The organism is Paenibacillus periandrae (assembly GCF_022458865.1).
GTDB lineage: Bacteria > Bacillota > Bacilli > Paenibacillales > NBRC-103111 > Paenibacillus_S > Paenibacillus_S periandrae.
The window spans coordinates 1-26554 of sequence record NZ_JAJNMU010000041.1; the positions used below are offsets into that span (position 1 = coordinate 1).

At 42.9% G+C, this 26554-nt stretch carries 44 protein-coding genes; 2 read left to right on the forward strand and 42 right to left on the reverse strand.

Translation table 11 applies throughout. The features are described from left to right. Positions 1-354: 354 nt before the first annotated feature. The gene (locus LRL21_RS41045) at positions 355-573 is read right to left on the reverse strand and encodes a hypothetical protein (RefSeq protein WP_091176471.1); all 219 of its coding nucleotides are present in this window, start codon (positions 571-573) and stop codon (positions 355-357) included. 184 nt (positions 574-757) lie between these two features. Beyond that, the gene (locus tag LRL21_RS41050) at positions 758-1363 is read right to left on the reverse strand and encodes a stage II sporulation protein M (protein WP_240421558.1); all 606 of its coding nucleotides are present in this window, start codon (positions 1361-1363) and stop codon (positions 758-760) included. A gap of 147 nt (positions 1364-1510) precedes the next feature. Between LRL21_RS41050 and pdaB the strand changes: the two genes are divergently transcribed. Continuing rightward, positions 1511-2296, forward strand: coding sequence for a polysaccharide deacetylase family sporulation protein PdaB (gene pdaB, locus LRL21_RS41055; protein WP_240421559.1), 786 nt, complete (start codon positions 1511-1513; stop codon positions 2294-2296). A 34-nt stretch (positions 2297-2330) separates the two neighbouring features. On the opposite strand, the gene LRL21_RS41060 is transcribed toward pdaB, so the two are convergent. Then, positions 2331-2927, reverse strand: a complete 597-nt coding sequence (locus tag LRL21_RS41060; protein WP_240421560.1) for a KinB-signaling pathway activation protein — start codon at positions 2925-2927, stop codon at positions 2331-2333. 141 nt (positions 2928-3068) lie between these two features. Here LRL21_RS41060 and gerD point away from each other — a divergent pair, with 141 nt between their 5' ends. Further along, positions 3069-3746 carry a spore germination lipoprotein GerD gene (gerD, locus tag LRL21_RS41065; protein ID WP_240421561.1) on the forward strand — a complete coding sequence of 226 codons (678 nt, stop codon included), beginning with the start codon at positions 3069-3071 and terminating at the stop codon, positions 3744-3746. Between the two features lie 73 nt (positions 3747-3819). Here the strand turns inward: gerD and LRL21_RS41070 are convergent, their stop codons facing one another. The 39 genes from LRL21_RS41070 to tuf form a co-directional block, all read right to left on the reverse strand. Continuing rightward, positions 3820-4926: an Mrp/NBP35 family ATP-binding protein gene (locus tag LRL21_RS41070; protein ID WP_240421562.1), complete on the reverse strand. Its 1107-nt coding sequence runs from the start codon at positions 4924-4926 to the stop codon at positions 3820-3822. Positions 4927-4980: 54 nt separating this feature from the next. Continuing rightward, positions 4981-5733 carry an N-acetylmuramoyl-L-alanine amidase CwlD gene (gene cwlD, locus LRL21_RS41075; protein ID WP_240421563.1) on the reverse strand — a complete coding sequence of 251 codons (753 nt, stop codon included), beginning with the start codon at positions 5731-5733 and terminating at the stop codon, positions 4981-4983. Between the two features lie 96 nt (positions 5734-5829). Next, positions 5830-7005 carry a sulfate adenylyltransferase gene (sat, locus tag LRL21_RS41080; protein ID WP_240421598.1) on the reverse strand — a complete coding sequence of 392 codons (1176 nt, stop codon included), beginning with the start codon at positions 7003-7005 and terminating at the stop codon, positions 5830-5832. A 25-nt stretch (positions 7006-7030) separates the two neighbouring features. Beyond that, complete coding sequence (locus LRL21_RS41085; RefSeq protein ID WP_240421564.1) at positions 7031-7723, reverse strand: phosphoadenylyl-sulfate reductase; 693 nt, start codon at positions 7721-7723, stop codon at positions 7031-7033. A gap of 209 nt (positions 7724-7932) precedes the next feature. After that, complete coding sequence (rpsI, locus tag LRL21_RS41090) at positions 7933-8325, reverse strand: 30S ribosomal protein S9 (RefSeq protein WP_076237405.1); 393 nt, start codon at positions 8323-8325, stop codon at positions 7933-7935. An 18-nt stretch (positions 8326-8343) separates the two neighbouring features. Then, a complete protein-coding gene (gene rplM, locus LRL21_RS41095) occupies positions 8344-8781 on the reverse strand; it encodes a 50S ribosomal protein L13 (protein ID WP_076237407.1) in 438 nt (145 codons plus the stop codon). A 208-nt stretch (positions 8782-8989) separates the two neighbouring features. Next, positions 8990-9766 (reverse strand): tRNA pseudouridine(38-40) synthase TruA, encoded by a 777-nt coding sequence (gene truA / locus LRL21_RS41100; protein ID WP_240421565.1) that lies wholly within the window; start codon positions 9764-9766, stop codon positions 8990-8992. A 91-nt stretch (positions 9767-9857) separates the two neighbouring features. Beyond that, positions 9858-10226 (reverse strand): 50S ribosomal protein L17, encoded by a 369-nt coding sequence (gene rplQ / locus LRL21_RS41105; protein ID WP_076237411.1) that lies wholly within the window; start codon positions 10224-10226, stop codon positions 9858-9860. Between the two features lie 39 nt (positions 10227-10265). Then, positions 10266-11210: a DNA-directed RNA polymerase subunit alpha gene (locus tag LRL21_RS41110; protein ID WP_076237413.1), complete on the reverse strand. Its 945-nt coding sequence runs from the start codon at positions 11208-11210 to the stop codon at positions 10266-10268. 123 nt (positions 11211-11333) lie between these two features. After that, positions 11334-11729, reverse strand: coding sequence for a 30S ribosomal protein S11 (rpsK, locus tag LRL21_RS41115; RefSeq protein WP_076237415.1), 396 nt, complete (start codon positions 11727-11729; stop codon positions 11334-11336). A gap of 21 nt (positions 11730-11750) precedes the next feature. Next, positions 11751-12119, reverse strand: coding sequence for a 30S ribosomal protein S13 (rpsM, locus tag LRL21_RS41120; protein WP_240421566.1), 369 nt, complete (start codon positions 12117-12119; stop codon positions 11751-11753). Between the two features lie 16 nt (positions 12120-12135). Next, on the reverse strand, positions 12136-12249 hold the full coding sequence (gene rpmJ, locus LRL21_RS41125; protein WP_003333770.1) for a 50S ribosomal protein L36: 114 nt from the start codon (positions 12247-12249) through the stop codon (positions 12136-12138). A 105-nt stretch (positions 12250-12354) separates the two neighbouring features. Then, positions 12355-12573 carry a translation initiation factor IF-1 gene (gene infA, locus LRL21_RS41130; RefSeq protein ID WP_009676800.1) on the reverse strand — a complete coding sequence of 73 codons (219 nt, stop codon included), beginning with the start codon at positions 12571-12573 and terminating at the stop codon, positions 12355-12357. A 2-nt stretch (positions 12574-12575) separates the two neighbouring features. Then, a complete protein-coding gene (locus tag LRL21_RS41135) occupies positions 12576-12884 on the reverse strand; it encodes a KOW domain-containing RNA-binding protein (protein WP_240421567.1) in 309 nt (102 codons plus the stop codon). A 16-nt stretch (positions 12885-12900) separates the two neighbouring features. After that, on the reverse strand, positions 12901-13647 hold the full coding sequence (gene map, locus LRL21_RS41140; protein ID WP_240421568.1) for a type I methionyl aminopeptidase: 747 nt from the start codon (positions 13645-13647) through the stop codon (positions 12901-12903). Next, positions 13644-14297: an adenylate kinase gene (locus tag LRL21_RS41145; protein WP_076237426.1), complete on the reverse strand. Its 654-nt coding sequence runs from the start codon at positions 14295-14297 to the stop codon at positions 13644-13646. Before LRL21_RS41145 ends, map begins: the two co-directional genes overlap by 4 nt. Before the next feature lie 82 nt (positions 14298-14379). After that, entirely contained in the window at positions 14380-15681 is a 1302-nt protein-coding gene (gene secY, locus LRL21_RS41150; protein ID WP_076237429.1) for a preprotein translocase subunit SecY, read from the reverse strand. Beyond that, a complete protein-coding gene (rplO, locus tag LRL21_RS41155) occupies positions 15681-16121 on the reverse strand; it encodes a 50S ribosomal protein L15 (RefSeq protein WP_076237431.1) in 441 nt (146 codons plus the stop codon). The genes secY and rplO overlap by 1 nt, the downstream gene beginning before the upstream one ends. A gap of 37 nt (positions 16122-16158) precedes the next feature. Further along, entirely contained in the window at positions 16159-16347 is a 189-nt protein-coding gene (rpmD, locus tag LRL21_RS41160) for a 50S ribosomal protein L30 (protein WP_076237434.1), read from the reverse strand. A 10-nt stretch (positions 16348-16357) separates the two neighbouring features. Continuing rightward, entirely contained in the window at positions 16358-16855 is a 498-nt protein-coding gene (rpsE, locus tag LRL21_RS41165; RefSeq protein WP_076237436.1) for a 30S ribosomal protein S5, read from the reverse strand. Positions 16856-16881: 26 nt separating this feature from the next. Continuing rightward, positions 16882-17250 (reverse strand): 50S ribosomal protein L18, encoded by a 369-nt coding sequence (gene rplR / locus LRL21_RS41170; RefSeq protein ID WP_240421569.1) that lies wholly within the window; start codon positions 17248-17250, stop codon positions 16882-16884. A gap of 54 nt (positions 17251-17304) precedes the next feature. Then, on the reverse strand, positions 17305-17847 hold the full coding sequence (rplF, locus tag LRL21_RS41175) for a 50S ribosomal protein L6 (RefSeq protein WP_076237440.1): 543 nt from the start codon (positions 17845-17847) through the stop codon (positions 17305-17307). 31 nt (positions 17848-17878) lie between these two features. After that, a complete protein-coding gene (rpsH, locus tag LRL21_RS41180) occupies positions 17879-18277 on the reverse strand; it encodes a 30S ribosomal protein S8 (RefSeq protein ID WP_076237442.1) in 399 nt (132 codons plus the stop codon). Between the two features lie 32 nt (positions 18278-18309). After that, positions 18310-18495, reverse strand: a complete 186-nt coding sequence (locus tag LRL21_RS41185; RefSeq protein ID WP_240421570.1) for a type Z 30S ribosomal protein S14 — start codon at positions 18493-18495, stop codon at positions 18310-18312. A gap of 29 nt (positions 18496-18524) precedes the next feature. Continuing rightward, entirely contained in the window at positions 18525-19067 is a 543-nt protein-coding gene (rplE, locus tag LRL21_RS41190; protein WP_076237448.1) for a 50S ribosomal protein L5, read from the reverse strand. Positions 19068-19099: 32 nt separating this feature from the next. Continuing rightward, a complete protein-coding gene (gene rplX / locus LRL21_RS41195) occupies positions 19100-19453 on the reverse strand; it encodes a 50S ribosomal protein L24 (protein WP_076237451.1) in 354 nt (117 codons plus the stop codon). A 123-nt stretch (positions 19454-19576) separates the two neighbouring features. Then, positions 19577-19945, reverse strand: a complete 369-nt coding sequence (rplN, locus tag LRL21_RS41200; protein ID WP_076237453.1) for a 50S ribosomal protein L14 — start codon at positions 19943-19945, stop codon at positions 19577-19579. 42 nt (positions 19946-19987) lie between these two features. Next, a complete protein-coding gene (rpsQ, locus tag LRL21_RS41205) occupies positions 19988-20251 on the reverse strand; it encodes a 30S ribosomal protein S17 (RefSeq protein WP_076237456.1) in 264 nt (87 codons plus the stop codon). 23 nt (positions 20252-20274) lie between these two features. Beyond that, a complete protein-coding gene (gene rpmC / locus LRL21_RS41210; RefSeq protein WP_076237459.1) occupies positions 20275-20475 on the reverse strand; it encodes a 50S ribosomal protein L29 in 201 nt (66 codons plus the stop codon). Beyond that, entirely contained in the window at positions 20465-20899 is a 435-nt protein-coding gene (gene rplP / locus LRL21_RS41215; RefSeq protein WP_240421571.1) for a 50S ribosomal protein L16, read from the reverse strand. The genes rpmC and rplP overlap by 11 nt, the downstream gene beginning before the upstream one ends. 2 nt (positions 20900-20901) lie before the next feature. Next, the gene (rpsC, locus tag LRL21_RS41220) at positions 20902-21567 is read right to left on the reverse strand and encodes a 30S ribosomal protein S3 (RefSeq protein WP_240421572.1); all 666 of its coding nucleotides are present in this window, start codon (positions 21565-21567) and stop codon (positions 20902-20904) included. Between the two features lie 14 nt (positions 21568-21581). Then, a complete protein-coding gene (gene rplV / locus LRL21_RS41225) occupies positions 21582-21917 on the reverse strand; it encodes a 50S ribosomal protein L22 (protein WP_076237468.1) in 336 nt (111 codons plus the stop codon). A gap of 49 nt (positions 21918-21966) precedes the next feature. Further along, the gene (rpsS, locus tag LRL21_RS41230; protein ID WP_076237471.1) at positions 21967-22245 is read right to left on the reverse strand and encodes a 30S ribosomal protein S19; all 279 of its coding nucleotides are present in this window, start codon (positions 22243-22245) and stop codon (positions 21967-21969) included. A 39-nt stretch (positions 22246-22284) separates the two neighbouring features. Next, positions 22285-23115, reverse strand: a complete 831-nt coding sequence (gene rplB, locus LRL21_RS41235; protein ID WP_240421573.1) for a 50S ribosomal protein L2 — start codon at positions 23113-23115, stop codon at positions 22285-22287. A gap of 29 nt (positions 23116-23144) precedes the next feature. Next, the gene (gene rplW, locus LRL21_RS41240) at positions 23145-23435 is read right to left on the reverse strand and encodes a 50S ribosomal protein L23 (RefSeq protein WP_076237476.1); all 291 of its coding nucleotides are present in this window, start codon (positions 23433-23435) and stop codon (positions 23145-23147) included. Further along, positions 23435-24058, reverse strand: coding sequence for a 50S ribosomal protein L4 (gene rplD, locus LRL21_RS41245; protein WP_240421574.1), 624 nt, complete (start codon positions 24056-24058; stop codon positions 23435-23437). Before rplD ends, rplW begins: the two co-directional genes overlap by 1 nt. 22 nt (positions 24059-24080) lie before the next feature. Beyond that, a complete protein-coding gene (gene rplC, locus LRL21_RS41250; RefSeq protein WP_240421575.1) occupies positions 24081-24704 on the reverse strand; it encodes a 50S ribosomal protein L3 in 624 nt (207 codons plus the stop codon). A gap of 51 nt (positions 24705-24755) precedes the next feature. Next, positions 24756-25064, reverse strand: coding sequence for a 30S ribosomal protein S10 (gene rpsJ / locus LRL21_RS41255; protein ID WP_240421576.1), 309 nt, complete (start codon positions 25062-25064; stop codon positions 24756-24758). A 283-nt stretch (positions 25065-25347) separates the two neighbouring features. Next, positions 25348-26538 (reverse strand): elongation factor Tu, encoded by a 1191-nt coding sequence (tuf, locus tag LRL21_RS41260; protein WP_240421577.1) that lies wholly within the window; start codon positions 26536-26538, stop codon positions 25348-25350. Positions 26539-26554: the final 16 nt, after the last annotated feature.

The window sequence follows — 26554 nt, forward strand, 5'->3', positions numbered from 1 at the left end:
TCCTGAGCCAGGATCAAACTCTCCATAAAGGTAGAACTTTGATTTGTACTCATTCCTTGCTGACGAGAATTTGCATTCTCTTGTACTGCTATTTACTCACTCGTTGATTCAGTTTTCAAAGGACAATCAGTTAAATATTCATTTTGGACCACCATTTTCATTAAATGTTATTAATCATTTAATTTTAGCGGCGACTTTTTTAATATACCACACTGACCCACTTCAATGCAAGCTTTTTTTGAAATTAATGATAACATGCTTGATCTAGTTGGTCTTATGCTTGTACCGTTTTTAGCGGCGAGAAGTAATGTATCATATCGCTGTTGTATAAGTCAAGCGTTTCATACAATTATTTTAACGTTGCATTTTATTCCTCGCATATTTGGAGATTTCTCTGGGCGAAGCCAGCCTCGCATACATTCGAAAAATCACTTTATAACGGGATTCAATCGCCTTCTTGATCTCATTATCCAACTTTTTATCATTTAAATCGAACAGCATTTCATCCAATTCTTTTTTTAATACATAGTCGAGCTCACTACATTCCCTTGCATTAAACAAAAAACCGAGCATCAGGCCTCAATGCCCCTTTCCTCTGAAGTTATTCTGTTCATCTGAAGACGCCAAAAAGCATGCATGGTTAAAGCACTGATCCATCAAAATTCACTTTGCTTTAAACATGCATGCCTAAGCCAGTTAAACAGCTCGTCTGCTTTACTGTTATGCACATATTTAGTTTTTTTATGCGGTATACGTGTTAACTTTTTACAAGCCAGTACGTAAATGTACTTTCGATCAGCGCGGCTACGGTCAATGTAACAACAAGCACGATCACGACCGGACCTATCGCTTTAGCAAAACCAAGAAGCTCTTCCTTATACGCATTCGGTCGATTCGGGCTTATTAGGCCAGCTATAGATTTCATCACCAGAACACCTAAGCGCATACCAAAAGCAGCTGCAATGATGATCGCAGGGATTTCAAGAATACCGTGAGGGACGATTCCTTTTAAAACAAAGAGCAGCGATTCTTTATGTGCAGACAAAGCTCCTATATAACCGAGCAGCAATCCGTTCGTTAGCAAAAAAAACAACGGTAATATTCCAAAAAAAGCGCCTAATGCGATGACCAGCAGCGTCTTTAATACATTATTCCAAAAAATTAGCCAGAACATCGACCATTGCGGATTCGGTTTGTCAGCCATCGATTGTGTCAGCTGCTCCAAAGCTTTTAATTGTGTTTCAATAAAAGTCTGGAATGAATCCGAAAATCCCGCTCCAAGTATCATCCCAACAACAAAGACAAGCGTCGCTGCGATAAAATAATGCTTCATTAGCTTGAGTTGAATTCTTATATTATTCATGCTTTCTCATCTCCCTACGATTGTTTTATGGTTTTCGCAAGTGGTAGCCAAGCTCTTATCATATCTTCCTTGTCCCAGCATACACTGTATCAAATGCAAAATATACAAGCCCTTCTTGGTAAGCAGGGCTGCCGGGAGGTTAGGTTCATGAATTATTTTTATGTAGTGAACGGGAAAAAAATTAAGCAAGTTTTGATTATTGCTGTAGCGATCATTTTTGCAATTGGCATTATTTATTCAGAGCGAGATCAAGTGACGGTCTTTTCACAAAGTGAGCCCGCAGCCATTTACAGTGTACAAACCGAGAAAAAGTGGATAGCACTTACCTTTGACATCAGCTGGGGAGACAAACGAACCGAACCTATCCTCAAAATTTTGGAGGACAAAGGGGTAAAGAACGCTACTTTCTTCCTCTCTTCACCCTGGAGTAAGGATCATCCCGAGATGGTACAGCGAATTGTCAAAGGCGGATGGGAGGTTGGAAGTCACGGCCATAAGCATGTCAACTACAGCAGCCTTAACGACGATGAGATTCGGACACAAATACAAACAGCCAACCAAATCTTAAACCAGGTTACGGGTAAAAATCCGAATCTGATTCGGTTACCTAATGGTGATTTTGACAAAAGAGTGCTCCGCATCGCTAACGAGCTTAATTACACGGTCATCCAGTGGGATACAGACTCTATGGATTGGATGAATAAAGGTGTCGATAATATTATCAATCGTGTTGTATCCAAGGCTCACCCCGGAGACATCGTACTTATGCATGCCAGCGATTCCGTCAAGCAAACTCACGAAGCGCTGCCCGTCATTATCGATCAGCTTCGCGCCAAAGGCTATGAGTTCGTTACGGTCAGTGAGCTGATGAAGCAAACAGAGGTTCGCAACAAACCGCCCGTGGAAGATCAGGCCATGAAACAGCTGCAATAATTCAGTGCTGACTAATAGAAATTAAGAAGAGCCGTCACAGCGGCTCTTTGTTTGTTTTTAGCACTTTCGATAAAATCAATATTTGCCATGCATTGCAAGCAAGCAAAGGGATCATCATAAAGAGAGTTGAAGCTGCACTATTGAGCCTGAGCGCTGGTACTGCTTCGATGGCCGTAACAGCTGTCATAAAAAATAACGTAGGGATAAATCCATTCCTGTTCGTCAGCTTTACCTTCCACCAAGACGTGGAGAACGCGACAACAAGTAAAATAAGCGGCAGCAGCATGTAAGTAAGCCAGCTTTCCTGTGCATCTTCATGTCTTAGAAACACCAAATCGACCAAGGCAATAAGGACACAGATCAACTGCAGTGTATCTGTAATCCATTTGGCTCTTATCATGCCCATCACTATAAAGCGAACAATCAAGTAAGAGAAAAAACCCATTTGACTGAGAACGCTAATCATGGCCCCGCCAAGCAGCATCGTTACCATGTTAAAGCCAATTTCATTACCATTAAGCACACTTATCTTCTGATCGGTGGACTGTAAAATAAAACCTATAATTAAAGCTGCTACAGCTCCAATTACAAGTGTCGTCCAGAATAAATAAAACCATTTACGTAATGTCACAACTTTTACCCCCAGCACATGCATCTTTTCTGATGCTAATTGTACCAACCTTCTCAATAAAAAGCTAATGGGGAGGGCATTTCAAATAAGGCATTTTGGCGAATACTACACACAACAAAACATGAAAGGAGCCACGAAGTCATGAAATCTCAATGGTTGCGTCAGGTTGTTCTTCTCATTCTTATTGGGATGGTATTATCTTCTTGCGGCTCGGATAGCAGCTCTTCACAATCGCAAAACGGCGGTTACAAAGATACAAAAACGATGGTGCTCGACATATTAAAAACCGAGGATGGTCAAAAGGCTATACTTACAGCATCGCAAAAAGCAGCCGCACAAGATGGAGGGCAGCTAAAGCTACTGTCAGCCGGTGATGCCCAGCACATTCAACTTGCGGTTAAGGATGTACTTACCGATACGAGCAATAATAAATTTTTACAAACGGTCATTACAGATCCTAAGTTTGCAGGTGAATTTGCCAAAGCGATTCAAAAGGAAATGAAGCAGCTGCAAAAGGATTTGATGAAAGACCCTGAGTACCAGCAAGCACTGGTCAGCACCATGAAAAATCCGGATTTTGAAAAAATGCTACTGGATACACTAAAAAGTACTCCTTATAGACAGCAGACCAAAACAGTTATTCAAGAATCCATGCAAAGTCCGCTTTTTCGTCTCGATTTAATGAATGTGATGAAAAAGGTGCTTGAGGAAGAATCTCAACCCAAACAGCAGGCGAGCTCAGGAGGAGAAAAAAGCCAGAGTGGCGGCGGGTCTCAGGAAAGCGGCGGCGGCGGCGGCGGTGGCAATCAAAAGAAATAATTCGAGGTATCCTTGAGAAATTACAAAAATGACCGCCCGATTGCGATCTCGGACGGTCTGTTTATTATGAAGGCTATTTATTAATGACCTTTTGTGCCAGTTCAATATAAAGGCTGCCGGTTTCGGTATCAGCTTTGTAAACCGATGGTGAATAGTCAGACTCAGCAGGGTGATTATCTGGCGCACCCAAGGGGATTTGAGCAAGCAGCTCTGTATGCAGCTCTTCTGCAAGCTTCCCGCCACCACCTCTACCAAATATATAAGCCTTTTCACCACTGGAATCATTATAGTAAGACATGTTTTCAACGATACCAATGATTTCATGCTCGGTATGTATAGCCATAGCACCGGCTCTTGCGGCAACAAAAGCTGCTGTGGCATGCGGGGTTGTGACGATGATTTCTTTGCTTTGCGGAATCATCTGATGTACATCCAGGGCAACATCACCTGTACCCGGCGGTAAATCCAACAACACGTATTCAACATCTCCCCAGGTCACTTCCTGAAAAAAGTTGCGCAGCATTTTACCCAGCATCGGACCACGCCAAATGACTGGTGTATTGTCCTCGACGAAGAAGCCCATAGAAATTACCTTAACTCCAAATCGCTCAATCGGCACGATTTTATTGTCAATTAGCTCAGGCTTTTGGTCGATTCCCATCATATCAGGCACACTGAAGCCATAAATATCGGCATCAATAAGGCCTACCTTTTTGCCTAATCTTGCTAGCGCCACGGCCAGGTTAACGGTAACAGTGGATTTTCCTACTCCACCCTTGCCACTTGCAATAGCGATGAATTGCACACCTTCTGCAGCATCTAATATGTTACGCGCAGGCACGTTTACTGGATGATCAGCAGGTTCTTTGATTGTGTCTGCTTGTTTTTGGGCCGAAACAGCCGCCTGGGTTTTGCGTGAAGCTTCATTACGATCAAATTCAGATAGCCCCCGAAAGCGTAAATGCACCTCCTGAGCGCCCACTTTTTGAAAAGCGGCTGTAATTTGATCTTCCAAAGTTGTTCGGTAATCTTCACTTTCGTTGGACAATAACACCGTAGCTGCGACTCTCTCTTCTTTAATTACCATATCTCGAATAAAATGCAGCTCCACCAAATCCAGCAAAAACTCCTGGTCATGAATCGAGCGAACCGCATCCAATAATTGTTCCTTCGTAACCATAGATTCACCCCAGCAATTGTATTCATACTTGAGTGTTATTATACCATAGTTTGTTTATAAACCCACTTTTTCACCGGAGTAATATCTGAGGACACCTTGATAGATAGCAGCCGCGAGCTTCTTTTGATAATTGCGACTTTTCAGCTTGTCAGCCTCCGGAGGATTCGATAGAAAGCCTACCTCTATCAAGGCACTGGGCATTTGCAAAGTTTTCAACAAAAATACATTACCCACTGGCTTTGCGATACGTTCTGTATTATTCAGATTGGTTTTCAGTTCCTCCTGGATGAGTGTGGCCAATACAATGCTGTCTTTATGATTGGGATAGTAGAACGTCTGTGCCCCTGACCATTTAGCTGAGGGTATGCTGTTTACGTGAACACTTAGGAACAAGTCCGATTTTTGCTGGTTAATAAATTGCGCCCGATTCATCAAATCCTCGGTCTTTCTTTTACTATAGCCCTTGGTAGACGAGTCTGCCAAATCTTTATCATCCTCTCGGGTCATGACCACGAGTGCGCCGGCTTCCTGCAAATAATCGCGGAGGTGCAACGAAATGTTCAGGTTTATGTCCTTTTCTACAGTTCCATCTTTGCTTTGTGCACCTCCATCGGGACCACCATGTCCCGGGTCAAGCGCAATGACCTTACCAGACAAAGGCATCGTCCAGTATGTCCATGTTTTGGTTGCAGGCAATTCATAACTAAACATAATCAGCATGAGGGCAATAAGCAGAGCTGAGAGCCCGATCTTTAGGCCGCTTTGCAGAGTGAGCCATATAACGATTCGCTTTCTTCTTTTCCACATCAAAAATCCACCTCAAGTCCCTATAGATTCTGTATCATCTATATGGGTTGAGGTGGACAAATATACCTTATGACTGTAAGGTGATTCCGTGCGGCTTTATACTTTGCATTCTGGCTCTTTCATGCCTTCAATCAGCACTTGAGCTACTTCTGGTCTAGTAAATTCAATCGGTGGGCATTGTCCATCACGCAGCAGGGCACGAACCTTGGTACCGGACAAATGCAAGTGCTCTGATGCGTCGTGAGGACATGTTTTACTTGAAGCCATGTTGCCGCATTTTTTGCAAAAGAAGCTATGCTCAAAAAACAACGGGGTAATACCCAGCTCATCCTTGGTGAAATTGCTGAATATTTCTTGAGCCTCATACGTGCCGTAATAGTCACCCACACCTGCATGATCACGACCTACGATAAAATGCGTGCAGCCGTAATTTTTGCGAACCATTGCGTGAAAAATCGCTTCCCGAGGTCCAGCATAACGCATGGCTGCAGGGAATACGCCTAAGGATACGCGATCCTTTGGATAGTAGTTTTCCAGCAGTACCAGATAGCTATTCATGCGAACATCAGCCGAAATATCATCAGACTTGGTTTCGCCTACCAACGGATTCAGAAACAGACCATCGACGATTTCCATCGCTGTTTTTTGTATATACTCATGTGCACGATGCACAGGGTTACGGGTCTGGAAACCAACTACCGTCTTCCAGCCCTTCTCTACAAATAAACGGCGAGTTTCTGAGGGATCAAAGTAAAACTGCTTAAACTTCTCTGCTTTGGGTCTGTTTACTACCTGCAGGGAACCACCTACATTCGTAGTAGGAAGGGAAAACAATTTTTGGACGCCAGGATGGTCAGAATCGTCGGTTTTAAACACTCTTACAGCCTCATGCTTATGGTTGACACTATAGACGCTTTGAACGTCTAGAATGCCATATATAACGTCATCTGCTTCCCCAACCAGTGCGATTTGCTGCCCGATTGAAAGGCCTTTACCAATATGGGCCTCAACAGGAAGAGTTACCGGAATACTCCATACCGTACCGTCAGCCAAGCGCATCCGTTCAACAACAGACTGATAGTCCTCTTCTCCCAAGAAGCCGGTAAGTGGTGAAAATGCTCCTACCCCAATCAAATCCAGATCTGAGATAGCCCATGCACTTATTTTAAGTGTGTACAAAGTTTTGGCAAGCTCCAGCAGGTGCTCTCTCTCTGCACCTTCCACGATTCGGTTGATCAACGTGCCTCCATGAGGTTGAATCGTTTCAGTCATAGGTAGCAAATCATCTCCTCTATTCTTATTTATGAAGTCCGCATTCTGTTTTTTCATTGCCAGCCCAACGCCCGGCCCGAGGATCTTCACCAGCTGCGACTTGACGTGTACAATGCGTGCAGCCAATGCTTGGATAGTTGTTGTCATGCAATGGATTATACAAAACATTGTTTTTGCGGATATAATTCCATACGTCTTCACTAGTCCAGCTAGCCAAAGGATTGAATTTTACTAAACCAAACTTGGTATCATATTCAACTTTTTTGGAATTGGCACGTGTCGGTGCCTGATCCCGGCGAATACCAGTTATCCATGCATCGTAATTTTTCAAAATATCGGTTAATGGATCTACTTTTCTTATATTGCAGCATTGATTCGGATTGCTTTTCCAAAGCTCGTCACCAAATTGTGCAGCCTGTTCGTCTAAAGATAACTTCGGAAGTACTTGGACAAACTCCAAACCGTAGTGCTGCTGCAATTTATCACGTGTATCGTATGTTTCCTGAAAATGAACATTTGTATCTAAATAAAATATGTCTGTTTTCGGACTCAGCTTCTGCAGCATATCAACTAATACTACATCCTCTGCGCCGAAGCTACAGGCTAATGTGATATTGGGAAATTTCTCTACAGCCAGTTCGATCAATGCTTCTGCTGACTGATTCTCATAATGCTCCGCCGATTCCTGGATCCATTGCTCTTTTTCAAATAAATTCATTACAATTCCTCCTATAGAATTAATTCCGAGTATATTAATATGCTTTCTTTGTATAATTTCATTATAATGTTACCAGACTTTTTGTCAAATTAAATTTTTCTTTTACAATTAGAAGTAGAACGACTCCTATATCGATATGCAGAAGCACAACAAAAAAAGCCTTTCCACCAGAACGGTAGAAAGACTTTTTTGTTTGATCTGTGTATATCTTAACGTTTGGAGAACTGAGGAGCACGACGAGCGGCTTTCAATCCATATTTTTTACGCTCTTTCATACGTGGATCACGAGTCAGAAAACCCGCTTTTTTCAACGATCCGCGCAATTCAGGATCTACCTTCAGCAATGCACGAGAAATACCATGACGGATCGCTCCTGCTTGTCCAGAGATACCTCCACCGTTAGCAATAACCAATACATCGTATTGACCCAAAGTCTCTGTAAGATTCAAAGGTTGCTTAACGATAAGCTTTAATGTTTCTAAACCAAAATATTCATCCAATTCACGTTTGTTGATCACAATTCGGCCTTCGCCTGGTACTAGACGTACGCGAGCTACCGAATGCTTCCTACGACCTGTTCCATAGTATTGAACCTGTGCCACAAGATAGCCTCCTTTTAACTAACCGCGAAGTTCCCAGACTTCTGGTTGTTGTGCTTGGTGCGGGTGTTCGGATCCTGCATATACTTTAAGTTTTGTTTTCATTGCATCACCTAAACGGTTTTTCGGAAGCATTCCGAAAATAGCCAATTCAAGGACACGTTCTGGTTTGTTAGCAATCATGTCTTGAGCGGATGTTACTTTCAAACCGCCTGTGTACATGGAGTGACGGTAGTACATTTTGTTTTGCAATTTCTTACCTGTTAAATGGATCTTTTCTGCATTGATGACGATAACAAAATCTCCTGTATCCACATGAGGTGTGAATTGTGGTTTGTGTTTGCCGCGAATTAATGCTGCTACTTCGCTTGCAAGACGACCCAGAGTTTTATCTGTAGCGTCAACAATGAACCATTTGCGTTCTACTTCATTAGGCTTAGCCATGTATGTCGTGCGCATTTCGTTGTTCCTCCTAAACATTTTGCATATCGGTAATTGATTGATGACACAGTTTCGCTTTTGATACCGAGACAACCTGTCATCTCATCATCCAATTTATCTGTATCATTTAATTAATATGGTTTAAACGGCTCCTGCTTGATCCGGGGCCGTGGGTTAGCCGATCAAGAAACGCCAAGTTATATTATACTACGTACAGAAGATTAAATCAAGAACTAATCTCATCGTTATCGTATAAAACTTCCCAAAGCACTAGGCCATGAGGCATGGCGGTTGGTCCGGCCAAAGCACGGTCTCGCGAAGACAGAATCTCGCTCATTGCGTCAGCTGATCGTTTGCCTTCTCCGATCTGGATCAGCGTACCGACAATAATTCGAACCATATTGTATAAAAAACCATTTCCGGTCACATGAATATGAATACCATATGATTGCAAAATGGGATCCATCGGTTCACATTCCAATGAGGCGGCATAGATCGTCCGTATATTGGACTTCTTGGTAGAACGAATTGAGCAGAAGGACGTAAAATCATGTTCACCAACTAAACAGGACAAACTAGATTGCATCGCTTCCGTATTCAGATGTGTAGGATGGAAGAATTCCTGGTTACGACGAAATAAATCAGGGTGTTTGCCGCAACGGATCGTATATCGGTAGGTTTTGCGGTCTGCACTACGTCTGGAATGGAAATTATCAGCGACCTGCCTCGCATTACTGACAATAATGTCAGCAGGCAAAAGCGTATTTAAAGCCAAGCACCAACGAACGAGAGGAATCGGGGATGAAGTGAAAAAGTTGATAACCTGGCATCTGGCATGAACACCTGCATCGGTGCGTCCAGAAGAGGTTATTTTGATCGTCTCACCCGTCAGAGAACGTATCGCACGCTCCAGTATGTCCTGAATCGCGTTGTTGCTTGGCTGTGTCTGAAAGCCGTGATAAGCCGTTCCGTCATAGCTTACGGTCATGCATATATTTCTCAAGGCTAACCTCCGTCTCATATCCATAAGCTGAGGCTACAAAAAAAAGGGCTTCAGCAGAATCATAAGATCCTGTCCACCCTTTCCAATCCCTTTATGCACGATCTACTAGCTCTAAGTAAACCATTGGTGCAGCATCGCCGCGACGTGGTCCAAGCTTTAAGATGCGTGTATAACCGCCTTGACGTTCCGCGTAGCGAGGAGCCAGATCAGCAAACAGCTTTTGGATAGCGTCCTGGTTTTCATTCGCTGCTTCGCGACGAACAAAGGAAGCCACCTGACGACGTGCATGAAGATCTCCGCGTTTTGCCAAGGTGATTAATTTTTCTGCAATAGAACGTAATTCTTTTGCTTTAGCTTCTGTCGTTTGAATACGCTCATAAATGAACAGATCCGTTACCAGGTCACGAAATAATGCTTTACGTGAACTGGAATCACGACTTAACTTTTGATGTTGTGCCATTGTATGTGTAACCTCCTTATGCTTAATAATCGTTGACGTCTAGTCTTCCATGCGAAGACCAAGACCCAGCTCTTCGAGCTTCTCTTGAACTTCTTCAAGGGACTTGCGTCCAAGATTACGAACCTTCATCATATCTTCTTCGGTTTTCGTAATCAATTCTTGTACGGTATTAATACCCGCGCGCTTCAAACAGTTGTAAGAACGGACGGAAAGATCAAGCTCTTCGATCGTCATCTCAAGCACTTTCTCTTTCTTGTCTTCTTCTTTTTCAACCATGATCTCAGCATCTTTAGCTTCATCAGTTAATCCAACGAATAGCATCAAATGCTCAGTCAAAATTTTGGCGCCCAAGCTTACAGCTTCTTCAGGTCGAATACTTCCATCGGTCCACACTTCAAGAGTCAGTTTATCATAATTGGTAACCTGGCCTACGCGAGTATTTTCGATGTTGTAATTGACACGAGTGATTGGAGTATAAATCGAATCAATCGGTACTAAACCGATAAGCTGCTCTTCTTTCTTGTTTTTATCCGCTTGTACATATCCACGTCCACGATTTGCGTGAATTCGCATATGAAGACGGGAATCGGATGAAAGTGTAGCAATGTGCAAATCCGGATTAAGGATTTCAACATCACTATCACCACGAATATCGCCAGCTACGACCGCTCCTTCGCCCTCAGCGTCAATTTCCAACACTTTATCCTCGTCGGAATGAATTTTAAGCGAAAGTCCCTTCAAGTTAAGGATAATCTCAGTGACATCTTCCTTAACACCAGGAACGGTTGAAAACTCGTGCAGCACTCCGTCGATTTGAACCGAGGTAACCGCCGCCCCCGGTAAGGAGGACAGCAAAATTCTGCGCAGCGAGTTTCCCAAAGTTGTTCCATAGCCTCTTTCCAAAGGCTCTACAACAAACTTACCGTAAGTGCCCTCTTCGCTTAGTGCTACGGTTTCTATTTTCGGCTTTTCGATTTCGATCAATGATAACCCTCCTTCAAAACGTCGTTTCCCTCTGGATAACTTAAGACGCATAAAACGTGCAGTATTCTTATCCAAATAGTATTGTCAACTTTTGGATAAATATACCACTCTTCGTAATCTCAATTAGACACGACGACGTTTTGGAGGACGGCAACCGTTGTGAGGTACAGGAGTTACGTCTTTGATCAGGTTAACTTCCAGACCAGCTGCTTGAAGCGAACGAATTGCTGCTTCACGACCAGCTCCTGGACCTTTAACCATAACTTCAACGACTTTCATCCCATGCTCCATTGCCGCTTTAGCTGCTGTTTCAGCAGCCATTTGTGCTGCGAAAGGAGTGCTTTTACGTGAGCCTTTAAAGCCCATGTTACCAGCACTTGCCCAAGAGATTGCATTACCGTGAGGATCGGTAATAGTTACGATGGTATTGTTAAACGTTGAACGGATATGTGCTACTCCGGTGTCAATGTTTTTCCGATCACGACGTTTCGTACGAACAACTTTTTTAGGTTTAGCCATTTTCAGTGTTAACCCCCTTTACTATTTTTTCTTATTAGCTACTGTACGACGAGGACCTTTACGCGTACGGGCATTTGTTTTAGTACGTTGACCACGAACAGGTAAGCCGCGACGGTGACGAACACCACGATAGCAACCAATTTCAATAAGACGTTTAATATTCAAAGCGATTTCGCGACGAAGATCGCCTTCAACTTTAACGGTTTTATCAATAGCATCACGAAGCTTGCTTACTTCATCTTCAGTCAGGTCGCGAACGCGAGTCGCGGCACTAACACCAGTATCAGCCAATATCTTTTGGGATGTTGTTTTACCGATACCAAAAATGTAAGTCAGAGCAATTTCCACGCGCTTCTCACGAGGTAAATCTACACCAGCAATACGTGCCATTTATATAAGCACCTCCTTAACCTTGTTTTTGTTTGTGCTTCGGATTTTCGCAAATAACCATTACATTGCCTTTACGACGAATGACTTTGCATTTTTCGCAAATCGGCTTAACCGATGGTCTAACTTTCATTGTTATTACCTCCTGAGAGTTTGCTTCAGCAAACTGACTTCGTAAGCGTAAGCTAAGTTTTCGAGAGAAAACTATCTTCGTAAGCATAGGTTAAACTACACACATTTATTTAAAACGATAGGTTATACGGCCTCTAGTCAAATCATAAGGTGAAAGTTCCACCGTTACTTTATCTCCAGGCAAGATCCGGATAAAGTGCATTCTGATTTTACCGGATACGTGAGCAAGTATCTTATGACCGTTTTCCAGTTCCACTTTAAACATTGCATTCGGAAGAGGTTCAATCACTGTACCTTCAACTTCAATAACATCTTCTTTGGCCACAGTCATTCTCCTTTCTCTTGTGCTTCTGATAGAATTTGGTTCACAACCTTATTGATTACAAAGCGCAACTTACTATTGGTCACACGACCGCTATCGCTCATACTATCCACAACTTCGCTGCTAACAATAGGTAACAATTCGAGATGAAGTATATTTTTCTTCTTAGGCTGGTCGAATCTCCGTTTGTCGCCATCTACAATCCACACGAATCGTTGGTCTTCGACATTTATGATGACAGCGTACTTCCCGGAATCGTTGCCGCGAATAATCCTAACTAATTGTCCAAGCTGTGGTCTGTTCACCAAATTCACAAGGCTCACCTACGCTTTAGGCTTTCGTAAAAATTTCGTAACCATCCTGCGTAATTGCAATGGTATGCTCAAAATGCGCGCACAGTGTGCCATCCACTGTAACAACCGTCCAATTGTCTTTCAGTGTCTTAACATAACGTTCACCGACATTGACCATGGGTTCGATCGCTAATACCATTCCCGGCTTCAGTCGAGGTCCTCGTTCTGGTAAACCGTAATTTGGAATCTGCGGCTCTTCATGTAATTTGGAGCCAATTCCATGCCCAACATATTCTCGAACAATAGAAAACCCTTCGTTCTCGACGTACTTTTGAATAGCATGTGAAATTGTATACAACCGAGCATCCGGTTTAGCTTCCTCTAGTCCTTTGTATAAGCATTGCTCAGTTACCTCCAAAAGCTTCTTGGCAGTATCCGATATGGTTCCAACACCATAAGTCCAGGCTGAGTCACCATGATATCCTTTATATTGAGCTCCGATATCAATACTGATGATGTCGCCATTCAACAACTTACGTGGTCCGGGTATACCATGTACCAATTCATCATTGACTGAAGCACAGATACTTCCAGGAAAACCGTTGTATCCTTTAAAAGATGGGATTGCTCCTTGACTGCGAATATATCCTTCTGCGATTTGATCTAGCTCTTTGGTTGTAATATCGGGCTGAACGGCCTTTTGCAATAAGCGATGCGTTTCGGCTACAATTCGACCTGCTTCTCTCATTAAGTCCAACTCAGCTGGAGATTTACAAATGATCATTTCGCTTGACCTCGCAATAGTAAGCTGATTTGTGCAGCAACCGTACCTATCTCTTGCTCACCGTTAACCTCACGCAAATTTCCTTTGTTACGATAATACGATAAAAGCGGTGCTGTTTTATTCAGATACTCATCAAGCCGAGTTCCTACTTTTTCTTCGGTATCATCTGATCTTTGGTACAATTCGCCTGAGCATTTATCACATACATTCTCAGTATGAGGAGGGTTAAACAAGACATGATACGTAGCACCACAAGATCTACAAATTCTGCGACCTGTCAATCTCGCCAAAAGCAGGCTGCGATCAACATGAAGGTTTATAACATGATCAATGCTTGAACCTAAAGAATCCATAATCTTATCGAGAGCTTCCGCTTGCTCGATCGTTCTTGGAAACCCGTCAAGCAAAAATCCTGACTTACAATCAGGAAGCTGAAGTCGTTCTTTTACGATACCAATCGTAATTTCATCCGATACAAGCAAACCCTGATCCACATATTTTTTTGCCTCCAACCCAAGGGCCGTACCTTGCTTCATGGCTAAGCGAAAAGCGTCGCCGGTTGAAATATGCGGGATTTGAAACTCATTGACGATTGATTCCGCCTGTGTACCTTTGCCTGCACCAGGAGGACCCATAAATATTACGTTCATAATGATTCCTCCCTATCACAGCAAATGATGCAACCAGAACAATAGGTGCCGATAGTGAAAGTTCACTATCAGAACCTATTTACTATTTATTGATAAAACCTTTGTAATGACGTTTGATCAGTTGACTTTCAACCTGCTTCATCGTTTCCAAACCTACACCAATAACAATCAGCAAGGAAGTTCCTCCAATACGAACCGATTCCGGCAAGCCTGCAAGATGGCCCAGTACCATTGGAATGATGGAGATCGCTGCCAAGAAAAGAGCACCTGACAAAGTAATGCGAGTCATTACTCTGGTCAAATACACAGAAGTTGTTTTCCCAGGTCGAATTCCTGGTATGTAACCTCCGTTTTTCTTCATTTGGTCAGCCATCTGCTCAGGATTAATCTGAACAAACGTGTAGAAGAAAGTGAAACCAATGATCAATAGTACATACAGAACCATACCGAGTGGTGCTGTATAATTTAAATTCGTAATGATCCAATCTGCTACTACATTACCTCTCCAAAAATTTGCAAGTGTTGGAGGAAAAACAAGTAATGATAAAGCAAAGATGACTGGAATTACACCCGCTGCATTAACTTTTAATGGGATATGTGTCGATTGACCACCATAAGTCTTGCGACCTACAACCCGCTTGGCGTATTGCACCGGAATTTTACGAATGCCTTGTTGTATGAAGATAACCCCAGCGATCAACGCAATAATAACAACTACGATGAGCACGACTTTGATAATATTCAAGAACAGTGCATCTCCAGCATCGGCTAATTGAGTTTTGTAAATCTGCGAAATCCCTGTCGGAATTGCAGCTACAATCCCCGCGAAGATGATAATGGAAATACCATTTCCAATTCCATTTTCAGTGATTTGTTCCCCTAACCACATCAGAAATGCAGTTCCCGCTGTCAGAACGATTGCGATCAAAGCATACGTTGTGAACGTAGGATCCACAACTAACCCTGTGTAGATTCGGTTAAATCCGATAGCCAAACCAAACGCCTGGATAATCCCTAATCCAATTGTACCGTAACGGGTAATCTGCGCTAACTTCTTTCTGCCAACTTCCCCTTCTTTTGCCCATTGAGCAAAACGTGGTATTACATCCATCGATAAAAGCTGAACGATGATCGAGGCTGTAATATAAGGCATAATTCCCATCGCGAAGATCGAGAACTGGAACAATGCGCCACCGGAAAAAGTATTCATCAAACCAAACACACCACCGGTGTTGGCTTGATCCTGAAGTTTGATAATATCTGTGTTGATGTTAGGCACCGGAATAAAAGCACCAATTCTGTAGACGATCAAAACGATTAAGGTGAAGAATATTCTTCTCCTCAGATCGTCTACTTTCAATATATTGGATATGGTACGTAACATTAAATCACCTCGGTTTTACCGCCGGCAGCCTGAATTTTCTCTACCGCAGATTGAGAGAACTTGTTAGCTTTTACACTCAACTGAACAGTAAGATCGCCATTGCCCAAGATTTTGATTCCATCTCTTGCATTTTTGATAATACCGGACTCTTGAAGAATTTCTGGAGTCACTTCAGTACCAGCAGCAAATTTGTTAAGCTCAGTCAGATTTACGATAGCGAATTCCTTACGGAATCTGTTAGTAAATCCACGTTTAGGCAAGCGACGATATAGAGGATTTTGTCCCCCTTCAAAACCTGGACGAACACCACCGCCAGAGCGCGAATTTTGTCCTTTATGTCCACGAGTTGACGTTTTTCCCATACCACTACCGATACCACGACCCACACGCTTGCGGGCTTTACGTGCTCCGATAGCCGGAGTAAGCTCATGCAATTTCATCGTTTGCACCTCCTCTTAATACGTTTTGTAAAGCAATTTATGCTTCCAGTTCTGTAACTTCTACTAAATGACTTACTTGATTAACCATGCCGCGAATCGCTGCATTGTCTTGTTGTACAACAGTTGAATTCAGTTTGCCCAGTCCTAGTGATACAACAGTACGACGTTGTGTTTCTGGACGGCCGATCAAGCTGCGTTTGAGGGTAATTTGCAATTGTTTAGCCATGATATCCCTCCTACCCTAAAATCTCTTCAACAGTTTTGCCACGCAGCTTAGCAACTTCTTCTGCACGCTTCAGACGTTGTAAGCCTTCAAGTGTAGCATTTACCATGTTGATGGAGTTAGAAGATCCTAAAGATTTAGTCAAGATGTCGCCAACACCAGCAAGTTCCAGCACTGCACGAACTGGACCGCCTGCGATCACTCCAGTACCCTTGGAAGCAGGCTTCAAAAGAACATTACCAGCTCCAAATTTACCAATAACCAAGTGAGGGATAGTCGTTCCAACGATAGGTACATGAATCAGGTTTTTCTTAGCATCTTCAATACCTTTGCGAATTGCATCTGGTACTTCGCCAGCTTTACCGATTCCTGCGCCTACCCATCCGTTGCCGTCGCCAACAACAACTAATGCACTAAAGCTGAAGCGACGTCCGCCTTTAACTACCTTAGATACACGATTAATGTTAACAACTTTTTCTGTTAACTCTAAAGTATTGGGATCAATACGCAAGTGATTTTACCTCCTTATATGTTCTATTAAAATTCAAGACCTGCTTCACGAGCTGCATCAGCTAATGCCTGCACACGTCCATGGTACAAATATCCACCGCGGTCAAATACAACTTTGTCTACTCCGTTTTGCTTAGCGCGCTCTGCAATTAAAGCTCCGACCTTGCGAGCAGCTTCTGCGTTACCGCCATTACCGATGTTTTCCTTCAGCTCTTTATCTTGAGTGGAGGCTGCTACGATGGTTACACCTTTAACATCATCGATTAATTGTGCGTACATATGCTTGGATGAACGGAAGATATTCAAGCGAGGACGTTCAGTCGTTCCTTGAATTTTCTTGCGAACACGTAAATGTCTTTTCAAACGAGCTTTGTTCTTGTCGCTTTTGTTAATCATTCGAGGTTTACTCCTTTCAACTTAAATGAAGGATGATCCTGCATTTATGCAAACTTATTTCTTCTTACCAGCTTTACCTTCTTTACGAAGAATACGTTCGCCTTCGTACTTAATACCTTTACCTTTATAAGGCTCAGGCTCACGAACAGAACGAATCTTTGCAGCAACTGCACCGACCAATTCTTTATCAATACCCTTAACCGTAATTTTCGTGTTTGATGGAACATCAAACTCGATACCGTTTTCCGGCTCGATTTCAACTGGATGGGAATAACCAACGTTCAAAACCAGCTTATCACCCGTTTTGTTAGCGCGGTATCCAACTCCAACCAGCTCAAGGTTTTTTGCAAAACCTGTAGTTACGCCGTTTACCATGTTAGCAACAACGCTTCTTGTAGTACCGTGAAGAGAACGGTGTAATTTATTATCAGAAGGACGCTCAACGGAGATTTCATTCTCAGCAACGACCAGCTTCATATCTCTGTGTAACTCACGAGACAAAGTACCCTTAGGTCCTTTTACTGTGATAAGAGTGTTATCAAGAGTGATGTTTACTTCACTCGGAATTGTAATGGGCTTGCGACCAATACGTGACATGGTATGCACCTCCGTTCATTTAAATTCTTGATTACCAAACGTAGCAGATAACTTCTCCGCCAGCTTTAGTTTGACGAGCTTCTTTATCGGTCATAACGCCTTGAGAAGTGGAAATAATCGCAATTCCCAAACCGCCTAGTACGCGAGGAACCTCTTGACTTTTTGTGTAAACACGCAAGCCGGGTTTGCTGATTCTTTTAAGTCCGGAAATAACACGTTCATTGTTAGGTCCGTATTTCAAGAATACGCGGATAATTCCTTGCTTGTTATCTTCGATATATTCAGCGTCACGGATAAAACCTTCTTTTTTGAGGATCTCAGCAATTTCTCTTTTGACCGTCGAAGCAGGGATTTCAACCGTTTCATGACGCACAACGTTTGCATTACGAATACGTGTAAGCATATCTGCAATTGGATCTGACATCACCATTTATGTGAACCTCCTTCCCGAAACTTGGGTAATTACCAGCTTGCTTTTTTAACGCCAGGGATTTGACCTGCGTGTGCTAATTCGCGGAAACAAATTCTGCAAATTTTAAACTTCCGAAGAACCGAATGCGGACGGCCACAGCGTTCGCAGCGTGTATAAGCCTGCACCTTGAATTTTGGAGTGCGCTGTTGCTTCACGACCATTGAAGTTTTTGCCACTTACTTTACACCTCCGGTTGTACCGTACCTTATTTGGTAAACGGCATTCCTAATTGGGTTAATAACTCACGGGACTCTTCGTCCGATTGGGCTGTAGTTACGATAACGATATCCATACCGCGTACTTTATCAACTTTATCGTACTCGATTTCAGGGAAAATTAATTGTTCTTTCAAACCCAATGTATAGTTACCGCGTCCGTCAAATGCTTTAGAAGAAACACCGCGGAAGTCACGAACACGAGGAAGCGCAACATTGAACAATTTGTCCAAGAAATGATACATGCGCTCGCCGCGAAGCGTTACTTTTACACCGATCGGCATATTTTCACGCAATTTGAAGCCTGCGATTGATTTCTTAGCTTTAGTAACAACCGGCTTTTGACCAGCGATTAACTGAAGATCCTGAACAGCTACATCCAACACTTTGGAGTTAGAAACTGCTTCACCCACACCCATGTTAATGACGACTTTCTCAATCTTAGGCACCTGCATAACCGTTGTATAACTGAATTTCTGCATCAAAGCAGGAGTTACTTCATTCAAAAAACGATCTTTTAACCTTGCTGCCATCTTTCATGTACCTCCTTTCCTAACTTTTACGATTAATCGATAACTTCACCGGATTTACGAGCTACACGTACTTTTGTACCGTTGTCCAGAACTTTGTAACCTACACGGGTAGGCTGGCCGCTCTTCGGGTCAATCAGCATCACGTTAGATACGTGAATAGGTGCTTCTTGCGAGATAATACCACCCTGTGGGTTAGATTGCGAAGGTTTGCTATGCTTCTTGATCATATTTACACCTTCAACCAACACGCGATTTTCACGAGGGTATGCTGCAATTACACGGCCTTTTTTACCTTTATCTTTGCCAGTAATTACGAACACTTTATCGTCTTTTTTAACATTTAGCTTGTTATTATGAGACTCCAATTTCTTGGGTTGCTTTGGCATTGAGTTTCCACCTCCTGAGAGCATTCGTAGAATGCTAACTTCGTAAGCATATTCTTCGTTTTCGTAAGAAAACTTGTTTTTCAAGCAATTCTTCTATCGTGCAGCTGCTAAGCAGCATTTGAATTAGATAACTTCGGGAGCAAGAGAAACAATTTTCATGAAGTCGCGATCACGAAGTTCACGAGCAACTGGTCCAAAGATACGAGTTCCACGAGGACTCTTATCATCCTTAACGATTACAGCTGCATTTTCATCAAAAGTAATGTAAGAACCATCTTTACGGCGTGCACCGCTCTTAGTACGAACGATTACTGCTTTGACAACATCACCCTTTTTGACAACGCCACCTGGTGTTGCTTCTTTGACCGAGCAGATGATCAAATCACCGATATGACCTACACGGCGTCCAGTACCACCAAGAACGCGAATGCACATCAATTGCTTTGCTCCTGAGTTGTCAGCCACTTTTAAACGAGATAGAGGTTGAATCATTGTTTAAACCCTCCTTCCGGAATTGATGCTACGTATCTTTTTTTATACCAAAACAGCTTTTTCTACGATTTCAACTAATCTCCAACGCTTGTCTTTGGACAAAGGACGTGTTTCGGAAATTTTCACAACATCACCGATTTTAGCCTCATTGTTCTCGTCATGCGCTTTGAATTTCTTCGTATATTTAATTCTTTTGTGATAAAGATCGTGTTTTTTGTATGTTTCAACCGCAACAACGATGGTTTTTTCCATTTTGTCACTCACGACTTTACCGACTTGAGTTTTACGATCGTTACGTTCACTCATGGAAGATCCTCCTCTCTCACTCATTAACTAATGATCCCCAGTTCTCTTTCACGCAAAACAGTCTTTGCACGAGCAATCTCTTTGCGGACTTCCCGGATCTGTACTGGGTTTTCCAGTTGACCGGTAGCTAGTTGAAAACGGAGGCTAAAGAGTCTTTCTTTAAAGCCGGCAATTTTTTGTTCAATTTCAGCAGTGGTTAGGTTGCGAAATTCACTAGCCTTCATTTGCTTCACCACCTACATCTTCTCTTTTAACAAACTTGGTTTTGATCGGAAGCTTGTGAGAAGCCAAACGCAATGCTTCACGAGCAATTTCCTCACTAACACCGGCAAGTTCAAACATAATCTTACCTGGTTTTACAACGCAAACCCATTTCTCTACGCTACCTTTACCGCTACCCATCCGCACTTCAAGCGGTTTTTGTGTAACTGGTTTCGAAGGGAAAATTTTGATCCATACTTTACCGCCCCGTTTGATGTAACGAGTCATCGCAATACGAGCAGCCTCGATTTGACGATTGGTAACCCAACCCGGCTCCATAGCTTGCAATCCGAATTCACCAAAGCTTACTTCTACTCCGCCTTTAGCGCGACCGCGCATTTTACCGCGAAACTCTTTACGGTGTTTGACACGTTTAGGAACTAACATTCTTAGTTGCCTCCTTCCGTAACAGCCTTTTTCTTAGCCTGTGGAAGAACTTCGCCGCGATAGATCCATACTTTTACACCGATACGACCATAAGTAGTATGAGCTTCCGCTGTACCATAGTCAATATCCGCACGCAATGTATGAAGAGGCACTGTACCTTCACTGTAGCCTTCATTTCTAGCGATTTCCGCTCCACCCAAACGACCACTTACTGCTGTTTTAATTCCTTTTGCTCCGGCTCTCATCGATCTTTGGATCGATTGCTTCATAGCACGACGGAATGATACACGACGTTCCAATTGTTGTGCAATACCTTCAGCAACCAAAATCGCATCCAATTCAGGATTTTTGATTTCAGAGATATTGATATGAATCTTTTTGCCGTTCGACAGATTAGCAATGTAGTTACGAATAACTTCGATTTCTGCTCCGCCTTTACCGATAACCATACCAGGCTTAGCTGTTTGAATGGTAACATTCACACGGTTAGCAGCACGCTCGATTTCAATATGTGAAACAGCTGAATCTTTCAGCTTTGTTTTTAAGTATTCGCGAATTTTAACATCTTCAATAAGAAGATCGCCGAAATCTTTACCTGCGAACCATTTGGATTCCCAATCGCGAATAATCCCAACTCTAAGTCCTACTGGGTTTACTTTTTGACCCACACGTTATCCCTCCCTTATTTTTCGGATACCACTATTGTAATGTGGCTGGTACGTTTATTAATACGGCTAGCACGACCCATTGCACGTGGACGGAACCGTTTCATTGTTGGCCCTTGGTTAACAAATGTTTGTGATACGACCAAGTTGTTCGGATCCATGGAGTAGTTATGCTCAGCATTAGCAATGGCGGAGTTCAAAACCTTCTCAACGATCGGCGAAGCGGATCTTGGTGTATGACGCAGAATCGCAATTGCTTCTCCTACTTGCTTGCCGCGGATCAAATCAACAACCAGCTGCGCTTTACGGGGAGCAATACGAACGAATCTTGCAATACTTTTTGCTTCTGACATGTGTTGTACCTCCTCTCATCTACTGCTTATTACACAAGCCAAGCTCTTATTAGCGCTTGCTCGTTTTCTTGTCATCATCATGACCTTTGTAAGTACGAGTTGGAGCAAACTCACCAAGTTTGTGACCAACCATATCCTCTGTAACGTAAACCGGCACATGCTTTTTACCATCGTATACCGCAAACGTAAAGCCGATGAATTGCGGGAAAATAGTCGAACGACGCGACCAAGTTTTGATAACTTGTTTCTTTTGAGTGTCGCCTTGCGCTTCAACTTTCTTCATAAGATAGCCGTCAACGAAAGGACCTTTTTTCAAACTGCGACCCATATTTCGTTCCTCCTTTCTTCAACCCTTGCTAGAATCCGATTATTTCGTGCGCTTGCGTACAATATATTTATCAGATGCTTTGCCTTTTTTGCGAGTTTTGTAACCAAGAGTCGGTTTGCCCCATGGAGACATTGGAGATTTACGACCGATAGGAGCGCGGCCTTCACCACCACCGTGTGGGTGATCGTTAGGATTCATAACTACACCGCGAACTTCAGGTCTTTGACCCAACCAGCGAGAACGTCCAGCTTTACCAATTTTAATCAATTCGTAATCTTCGTTACCAACAGATCCGATTGTTGCGCGGCAAACCTTCAAAATTTTTCTAACTTCGCCGGAAGTAAGACGAATCGTTACATAAGTTTCTTCTTTACCAAGCAATTGAGCTTCAGTACCAGCAGCGCGAACCAATTGAGCGCCTTTACCTGGCTTCAACTCGATGTTGTGGATAACTGTACCTACAGGAATATTTTCAAGCGGTAAAGCATTACCGATTTTGATATCCGCTTTAGGTCCAGATTCGATTTGATCATCGACTTTTAAGTTCTTAGGAGCGATGATATAACGTTTTTCACCATCAGCATAATGAATCAAAGCAATGTTAGCGGAACGGTTCGGATCGTATTCAATCGTAGCAACGCGACCTGGTATTCCATCTTTATTCCGTTTGAAGTCAATAATCCGGTATTTACGCTTGTGTCCTCCACCTTGGTGACGAACCGTAATTTTACCTTGGTTATTACGTCCTGCACGTTTGAACAACGGAGCCAATAACGATTTCTCCGGTGTTGACGTTGTGATTTCTTCAAATGTAGAAACCGACATATGACGTCTTGCAGGTGACGTTGGTTTATATTTTTTAGTTGGCACTTGGATTCCTCCTTACTTGAAAAGGTTAATTACACACTCTCAAAAAATTCAAGCTCTTTGCTATCAGCGCTTAACGAAACAATCGCCTTTTTCCATTCCGATGTATAACCGGCATGACGACCGTAGCGTTTTGGCTTAGCTGGCATTCTCAAAGTGTTAACTTTCGTTACTTTTACTTTGAAAATTGACTCAATAGCCAATTTGATTTCCGTTTTGTTTGCACGGAGCTCAACTTCAAATACATATTTTTTCTCAGCCATCATATCACTTGTACGCTCAGTGATTACAGGGCGTTTAATAATATCGCGAGGATCTTTCATTATGCAAAAACCTCCTCTACCTTCTGTACCGCATCCTTAGTAATGATCAGCTTGTCGTAAACCATAACATCAAGCACGCTAATTCCGTCAGCAACTACAAATTTCACGCCTGGGATATTACGAGCGGATAATGCCACGTTTTCTTCAAAACCAGCTGTTACTACTAAAGCTTTGCGATCCACTTTCAAATTGTTAAGAATCGCTGCAAATTCCTTGGTTTTCGGCTGATTCAATAACAATTGATCCAGTACGATGATTTCGTTGCCGAGTACCTTGGAAGACAATGCAGACTTGATGGCGATACGACGAACTTTCTTAGGAAGTTTGTACGCGTAGCTGCGAGGAGTCGGTCCAAAAACGATACCGCCGCCCTTCCATTGAGGGGAACGAATACTACCTTGACGTGCACGACCTGTACCTTTTTGTTTCCAAGGTTTACGACCGCCACCGCGAACTTCGGAGCGCCCTTTAACTTTGTGTGTACCTTGTCGCAACGAAGCACGCTGCATTAATACTGCTTCATTCAAAATGTGGGAATGGGGTTCAATACCGAAAACGGAATCAGACAATTCCACTTCTCCCACTTGTGCACCACTTACATTATACAATGCTACTTTTGGCATCTGTTAATCCTCCTTCCTTGCTTTACTTAACTGTTGATTTAACACTCACGTAGCTATTTTTAGGACCCGGAATGGAACCTCTTACCAGGATCACATTACGTTCCGCATCGACTTTGACAACTTCAAGACGTTGAATCGTAACTGTTTCCGCACCCATATGTCCTGGAAGCTTTTTGCCTTTTGGAACACGGTTGGATTGGATGGAACCCATGGAACCTGGTCCACGATGGTAACGCGATCCGTGAGCCATTGGACCAACAGATTGATTATGTCTTTTGATAGTTCCTTGGAACCCTTTACCTTTAGAAGTACCGGTTACATCAACGAATTCGCCTTCTGTGAACAAGTCAGCTTTAATTTCTTGGCCAACTTCGTATTCAGAGATCTGAATACCACGAATTTCTTTAATGTAGCGCTTAGGTGTTGCACCAGCTTTTTTCGCATGGCCCAACTCAGGTTTGATAGCTCTGCTTTCTTTCTTGTCATCAAAACCGATTTGAATAGCTTCGTATCCGTCATTCTCAGCATCCTTTTTTTGCAAAACCGTACAAGGACCTGCAAGAATTACCGTTACCGGAATTACCAAGCCTTCAGGAGTAAACACTTGGGTCATTCCAAGCTTTTTTCCTAAGATACCTTTAGTCATCGTTGACACCTCTTTTCTTCTTATGCATTCAATTATTTATACACATGTGGATTACAATTTAATTTCGATATCCACACCGGACGGTAGATCCAAACGCATTAAAGCATCTACTGTTTGTGGTGTCGGATTAACAATATCGATCAAACGCTTATGTGTGCGTTGTTCAAATTGCTCACGCGAGTCTTTGTATTTGTGTACCGCACGAAGAACAGTAACGATTGTTTTCTCCGTAGGTAATGGGATCGGACCAGATACGCTTGCACCTGAACGCTTTGCCGTTTCCACAATTTTCTCAGCAGATTGATCCAGAATTCTGTGATCATATGCCTTCAAACGAATACGAATTTTTTGCTTTGCCATAGTATTCCCTCCTTCTATCGCCCAATTTAGTATCGGACATACTCTGTGAAAATCTCCTGACGCCTTCCCCATGGCAAAGGGGCCGGGTGTGTCAGCAACCTCTCACATCATCGCAACGTCTCAGACCAACGTTCACTATTATATAAAAAAACAAAACAAAAAGCAAGAACTTTTCTGTTCTTTTTTCATATAAATAAAAATTCATTATTTAAAATGGAAATCTGCAAAATAAAAGCCCTCCATCCAGTAACTGCGATGGAAGGCTCTCAGATCTATGATGATCTTATTTGCTGATTGTTGCTACTGCGCCAGCGCCTACAGTACGTCCGCCTTCGCGAATCGCGAAGCGAGTACCTTCTTCGATAGCGATTGGAGCGATCAGTTCAACAGTAACGGTGATGTTATCACCAGGCATAACCATTTCAGTACCTTCTGGCAATGTAATGATACCTGTTACGTCAGTTGTACGGAAGTAGAACTGTGGACGGTAGCCAGTAAAGAAAGGCTTGTGACGGCCACCTTCTTCTTTAGTAAGAACGTAGATTTGAGCGGAAAATGCAGTATGTGCTTTAACGGAACCTGGTTTCGCCAAAACTTGACCACGCTCAATGTCTTTACGGTCTACACCGCGAAGCAATGCGCCAATGTTGTCGCCCGCTTGTGCGGAATCCAACAATTTACGGAACATTTCAACACCTGTAACGATACATTTACGAGTTTCTTCTTGAAGACCAAGAATTTCAACTTCTTCTTGAATTTTGATAGTTCCGCGCTCTACACGACCTGTAGCAACGGTACCACGACCTGTAATTGAGAATACATCCTCAACAGGCATCAAGAAAGGCTTGTCAGTTTGACGCTCAGGAGTTGGGATATAAGTATCAACTTGTTCAAACAATTCGATAATTTTATCAGCCCAAGCACCATCTGGGTTTTGCAATGCTTCACGAGCAGCACCACGGATGATTGGAGTATCATCGCCTGGGAACTCATATTCGTTCAACAGATCGCGAACTTCCATTTCAACCAATTCAAGCAACTCTTCGTCTTCTACCATATCGCATTTGTTCAAGAAAACAACGATGTAAGGTACGCCTACTTGGCGGGACAAAAGAATGTGCTCACGAGTTTGTGGCATAGGGCCATCAGCTGCAGATACAACCAGAATAGCTCCATCCATTTGTGCTGCACCAGTGATCATGTTCTTAACATAGTCAGCATGTCCAGGGCAGTCAACGTGTGCGTAGTGACGGTTAGGTGTTTCATACTCAACGTGAGCTGTGGAGATTGTGATACCGCGCTCGCGCTCTTCTGGAGCTTTGTCGATTTGGTCAAACGCTACTGCTGCGCCACCGTATCTTTTGGACAATACAGTTGTGATAGCTGCAGTCAAAGTTGTTTTACCGTGGTCAACGTGACCGATGGTTCCGATGTTAACATGCGGTTTATTACGTTCAAATTTCGCTTTTGCCATGGCTTGGATTGCCTCC

Bases quoted from the DNA above. Each gene is read 5' to 3' on its own strand.
- LRL21_RS41045 (WP_091176471.1), bottom strand. From the start codon at position 573: ATGCTCGGTTTTTTGTTTAATGCAAGGGAATGTAGTGAGCTCGACTAT.
- LRL21_RS41050 (WP_240421558.1), bottom strand. From the start codon at position 1,363: ATGAATAATATAAGAATTCAACTCAAGCTAATGAAGCATTATTTTATC.
- pdaB (WP_240421559.1), top strand. From the start codon at position 1,511: ATGAATTATTTTTATGTAGTGAACGGGAAAAAAATTAAGCAAGTTTTG.
- gerD (WP_240421561.1), top strand. From the start codon at position 3,069: ATGAAATCTCAATGGTTGCGTCAGGTTGTTCTTCTCATTCTTATTGGG.
- LRL21_RS41070 (WP_240421562.1), bottom strand. From the start codon at position 4,926: ATGGTTACGAAGGAACAATTATTGGATGCGGTTCGCTCGATTCATGAC.
- cwlD (WP_240421563.1), bottom strand. From the start codon at position 5,733: ATGTGGAAAAGAAGAAAGCGAATCGTTATATGGCTCACTCTGCAAAGC.
- sat (WP_240421598.1), bottom strand. From the start codon at position 7,005: ATGACTGAAACGATTCAACCTCATGGAGGCACGTTGATCAACCGAATC.
- LRL21_RS41085 (WP_240421564.1), bottom strand. From the start codon at position 7,723: ATGAATTTATTTGAAAAAGAGCAATGGATCCAGGAATCGGCGGAGCAT.
- rplM (WP_076237407.1), bottom strand. From the start codon at position 8,781: ATGCGCACGACATACATGGCTAAGCCTAATGAAGTAGAACGCAAATGG.
- rplQ (WP_076237411.1), bottom strand. From the start codon at position 10,226: ATGGCACAACATCAAAAGTTAAGTCGTGATTCCAGTTCACGTAAAGCA.
- rpsK (WP_076237415.1), bottom strand. From the start codon at position 11,729: ATGGCTAAACCTAAAAAAGTTGTTCGTACGAAACGTCGTGATCGGAAA.
- rpsM (WP_240421566.1), bottom strand. From the start codon at position 12,119: ATGGCACGTATTGCTGGTGTAGATTTACCTCGTGAGAAGCGCGTGGAA.
- rpmJ (WP_003333770.1), bottom strand. From the start codon at position 12,249: ATGAAAGTTAGACCATCGGTTAAGCCGATTTGCGAAAAATGCAAAGTC.
- map (WP_240421568.1), bottom strand. From the start codon at position 13,647: ATGATCATTTGTAAATCTCCAGCTGAGTTGGACTTAATGAGAGAAGCA.
- LRL21_RS41145 (WP_076237426.1), bottom strand. From the start codon at position 14,297: ATGAACGTAATATTTATGGGTCCTCCTGGTGCAGGCAAAGGTACACAG.
- secY (WP_076237429.1), bottom strand. From the start codon at position 15,681: ATGTTACGTACCATATCCAATATATTGAAAGTAGACGATCTGAGGAGA.
- rplO (WP_076237431.1), bottom strand. From the start codon at position 16,121: ATGAAATTGCATGAGCTTACTCCGGCTATCGGAGCACGTAAAGCCCGC.
- rpmD (WP_076237434.1), bottom strand. From the start codon at position 16,347: ATGGCTAAACAATTGCAAATTACCCTCAAACGCAGCTTGATCGGCCGT.
- rplR (WP_240421569.1), bottom strand. From the start codon at position 17,250: ATGATTAACAAAAGCGACAAGAACAAAGCTCGTTTGAAAAGACATTTA.
- rplF (WP_076237440.1), bottom strand. From the start codon at position 17,847: ATGTCACGTATTGGTCGCAAGCCCATTACAATTCCGAGTGAAGTAAAC.
- rpsH (WP_076237442.1), bottom strand. From the start codon at position 18,277: ATGGTGATGTCAGATCCAATTGCAGATATGCTTACACGTATTCGTAAT.
- rplE (WP_076237448.1), bottom strand. From the start codon at position 19,067: ATGGCAGCAAGGTTAAAAGATCGTTTTTTGAATGAAGTAACTCCTGCT.
- rplX (WP_076237451.1), bottom strand. From the start codon at position 19,453: ATGCCAAAGCAACCCAAGAAATTGGAGTCTCATAATAACAAGCTAAAT.
- rplN (WP_076237453.1), bottom strand. From the start codon at position 19,945: ATGATTCAACCTCTATCTCGTTTAAAAGTGGCTGACAACTCAGGAGCA.
- rpsQ (WP_076237456.1), bottom strand. From the start codon at position 20,251: ATGAGTGAACGTAACGATCGTAAAACTCAAGTCGGTAAAGTCGTGAGT.
- rpmC (WP_076237459.1), bottom strand. From the start codon at position 20,475: ATGAAGGCTAGTGAATTTCGCAACCTAACCACTGCTGAAATTGAACAA.
- rplP (WP_240421571.1), bottom strand. From the start codon at position 20,899: ATGTTAGTTCCTAAACGTGTCAAACACCGTAAAGAGTTTCGCGGTAAA.
- rplV (WP_076237468.1), bottom strand. From the start codon at position 21,917: ATGTCAGAAGCAAAAAGTATTGCAAGATTCGTTCGTATTGCTCCCCGT.
- rpsS (WP_076237471.1), bottom strand. From the start codon at position 22,245: ATGGGTCGCAGTTTGAAAAAAGGTCCTTTCGTTGACGGCTATCTTATG.
- rplW (WP_076237476.1), bottom strand. From the start codon at position 23,435: ATGAAAGATCCTCGCGATATTATTAAACGCCCTGTAATCACTGAGCGT.
- rplD (WP_240421574.1), bottom strand. From the start codon at position 24,058: ATGCCAAAAGTAGCATTGTATAATGTAAGTGGTGCACAAGTGGGAGAA.
- rplC (WP_240421575.1), bottom strand. From the start codon at position 24,704: ATGACTAAAGGTATCTTAGGAAAAAAGCTTGGAATGACCCAAGTGTTT.
- rpsJ (WP_240421576.1), bottom strand. From the start codon at position 25,064: ATGGCAAAGCAAAAAATTCGTATTCGTTTGAAGGCATATGATCACAGA.
- tuf (WP_240421577.1), bottom strand. From the start codon at position 26,538: ATGGCAAAAGCGAAATTTGAACGTAATAAACCGCATGTTAACATCGGA.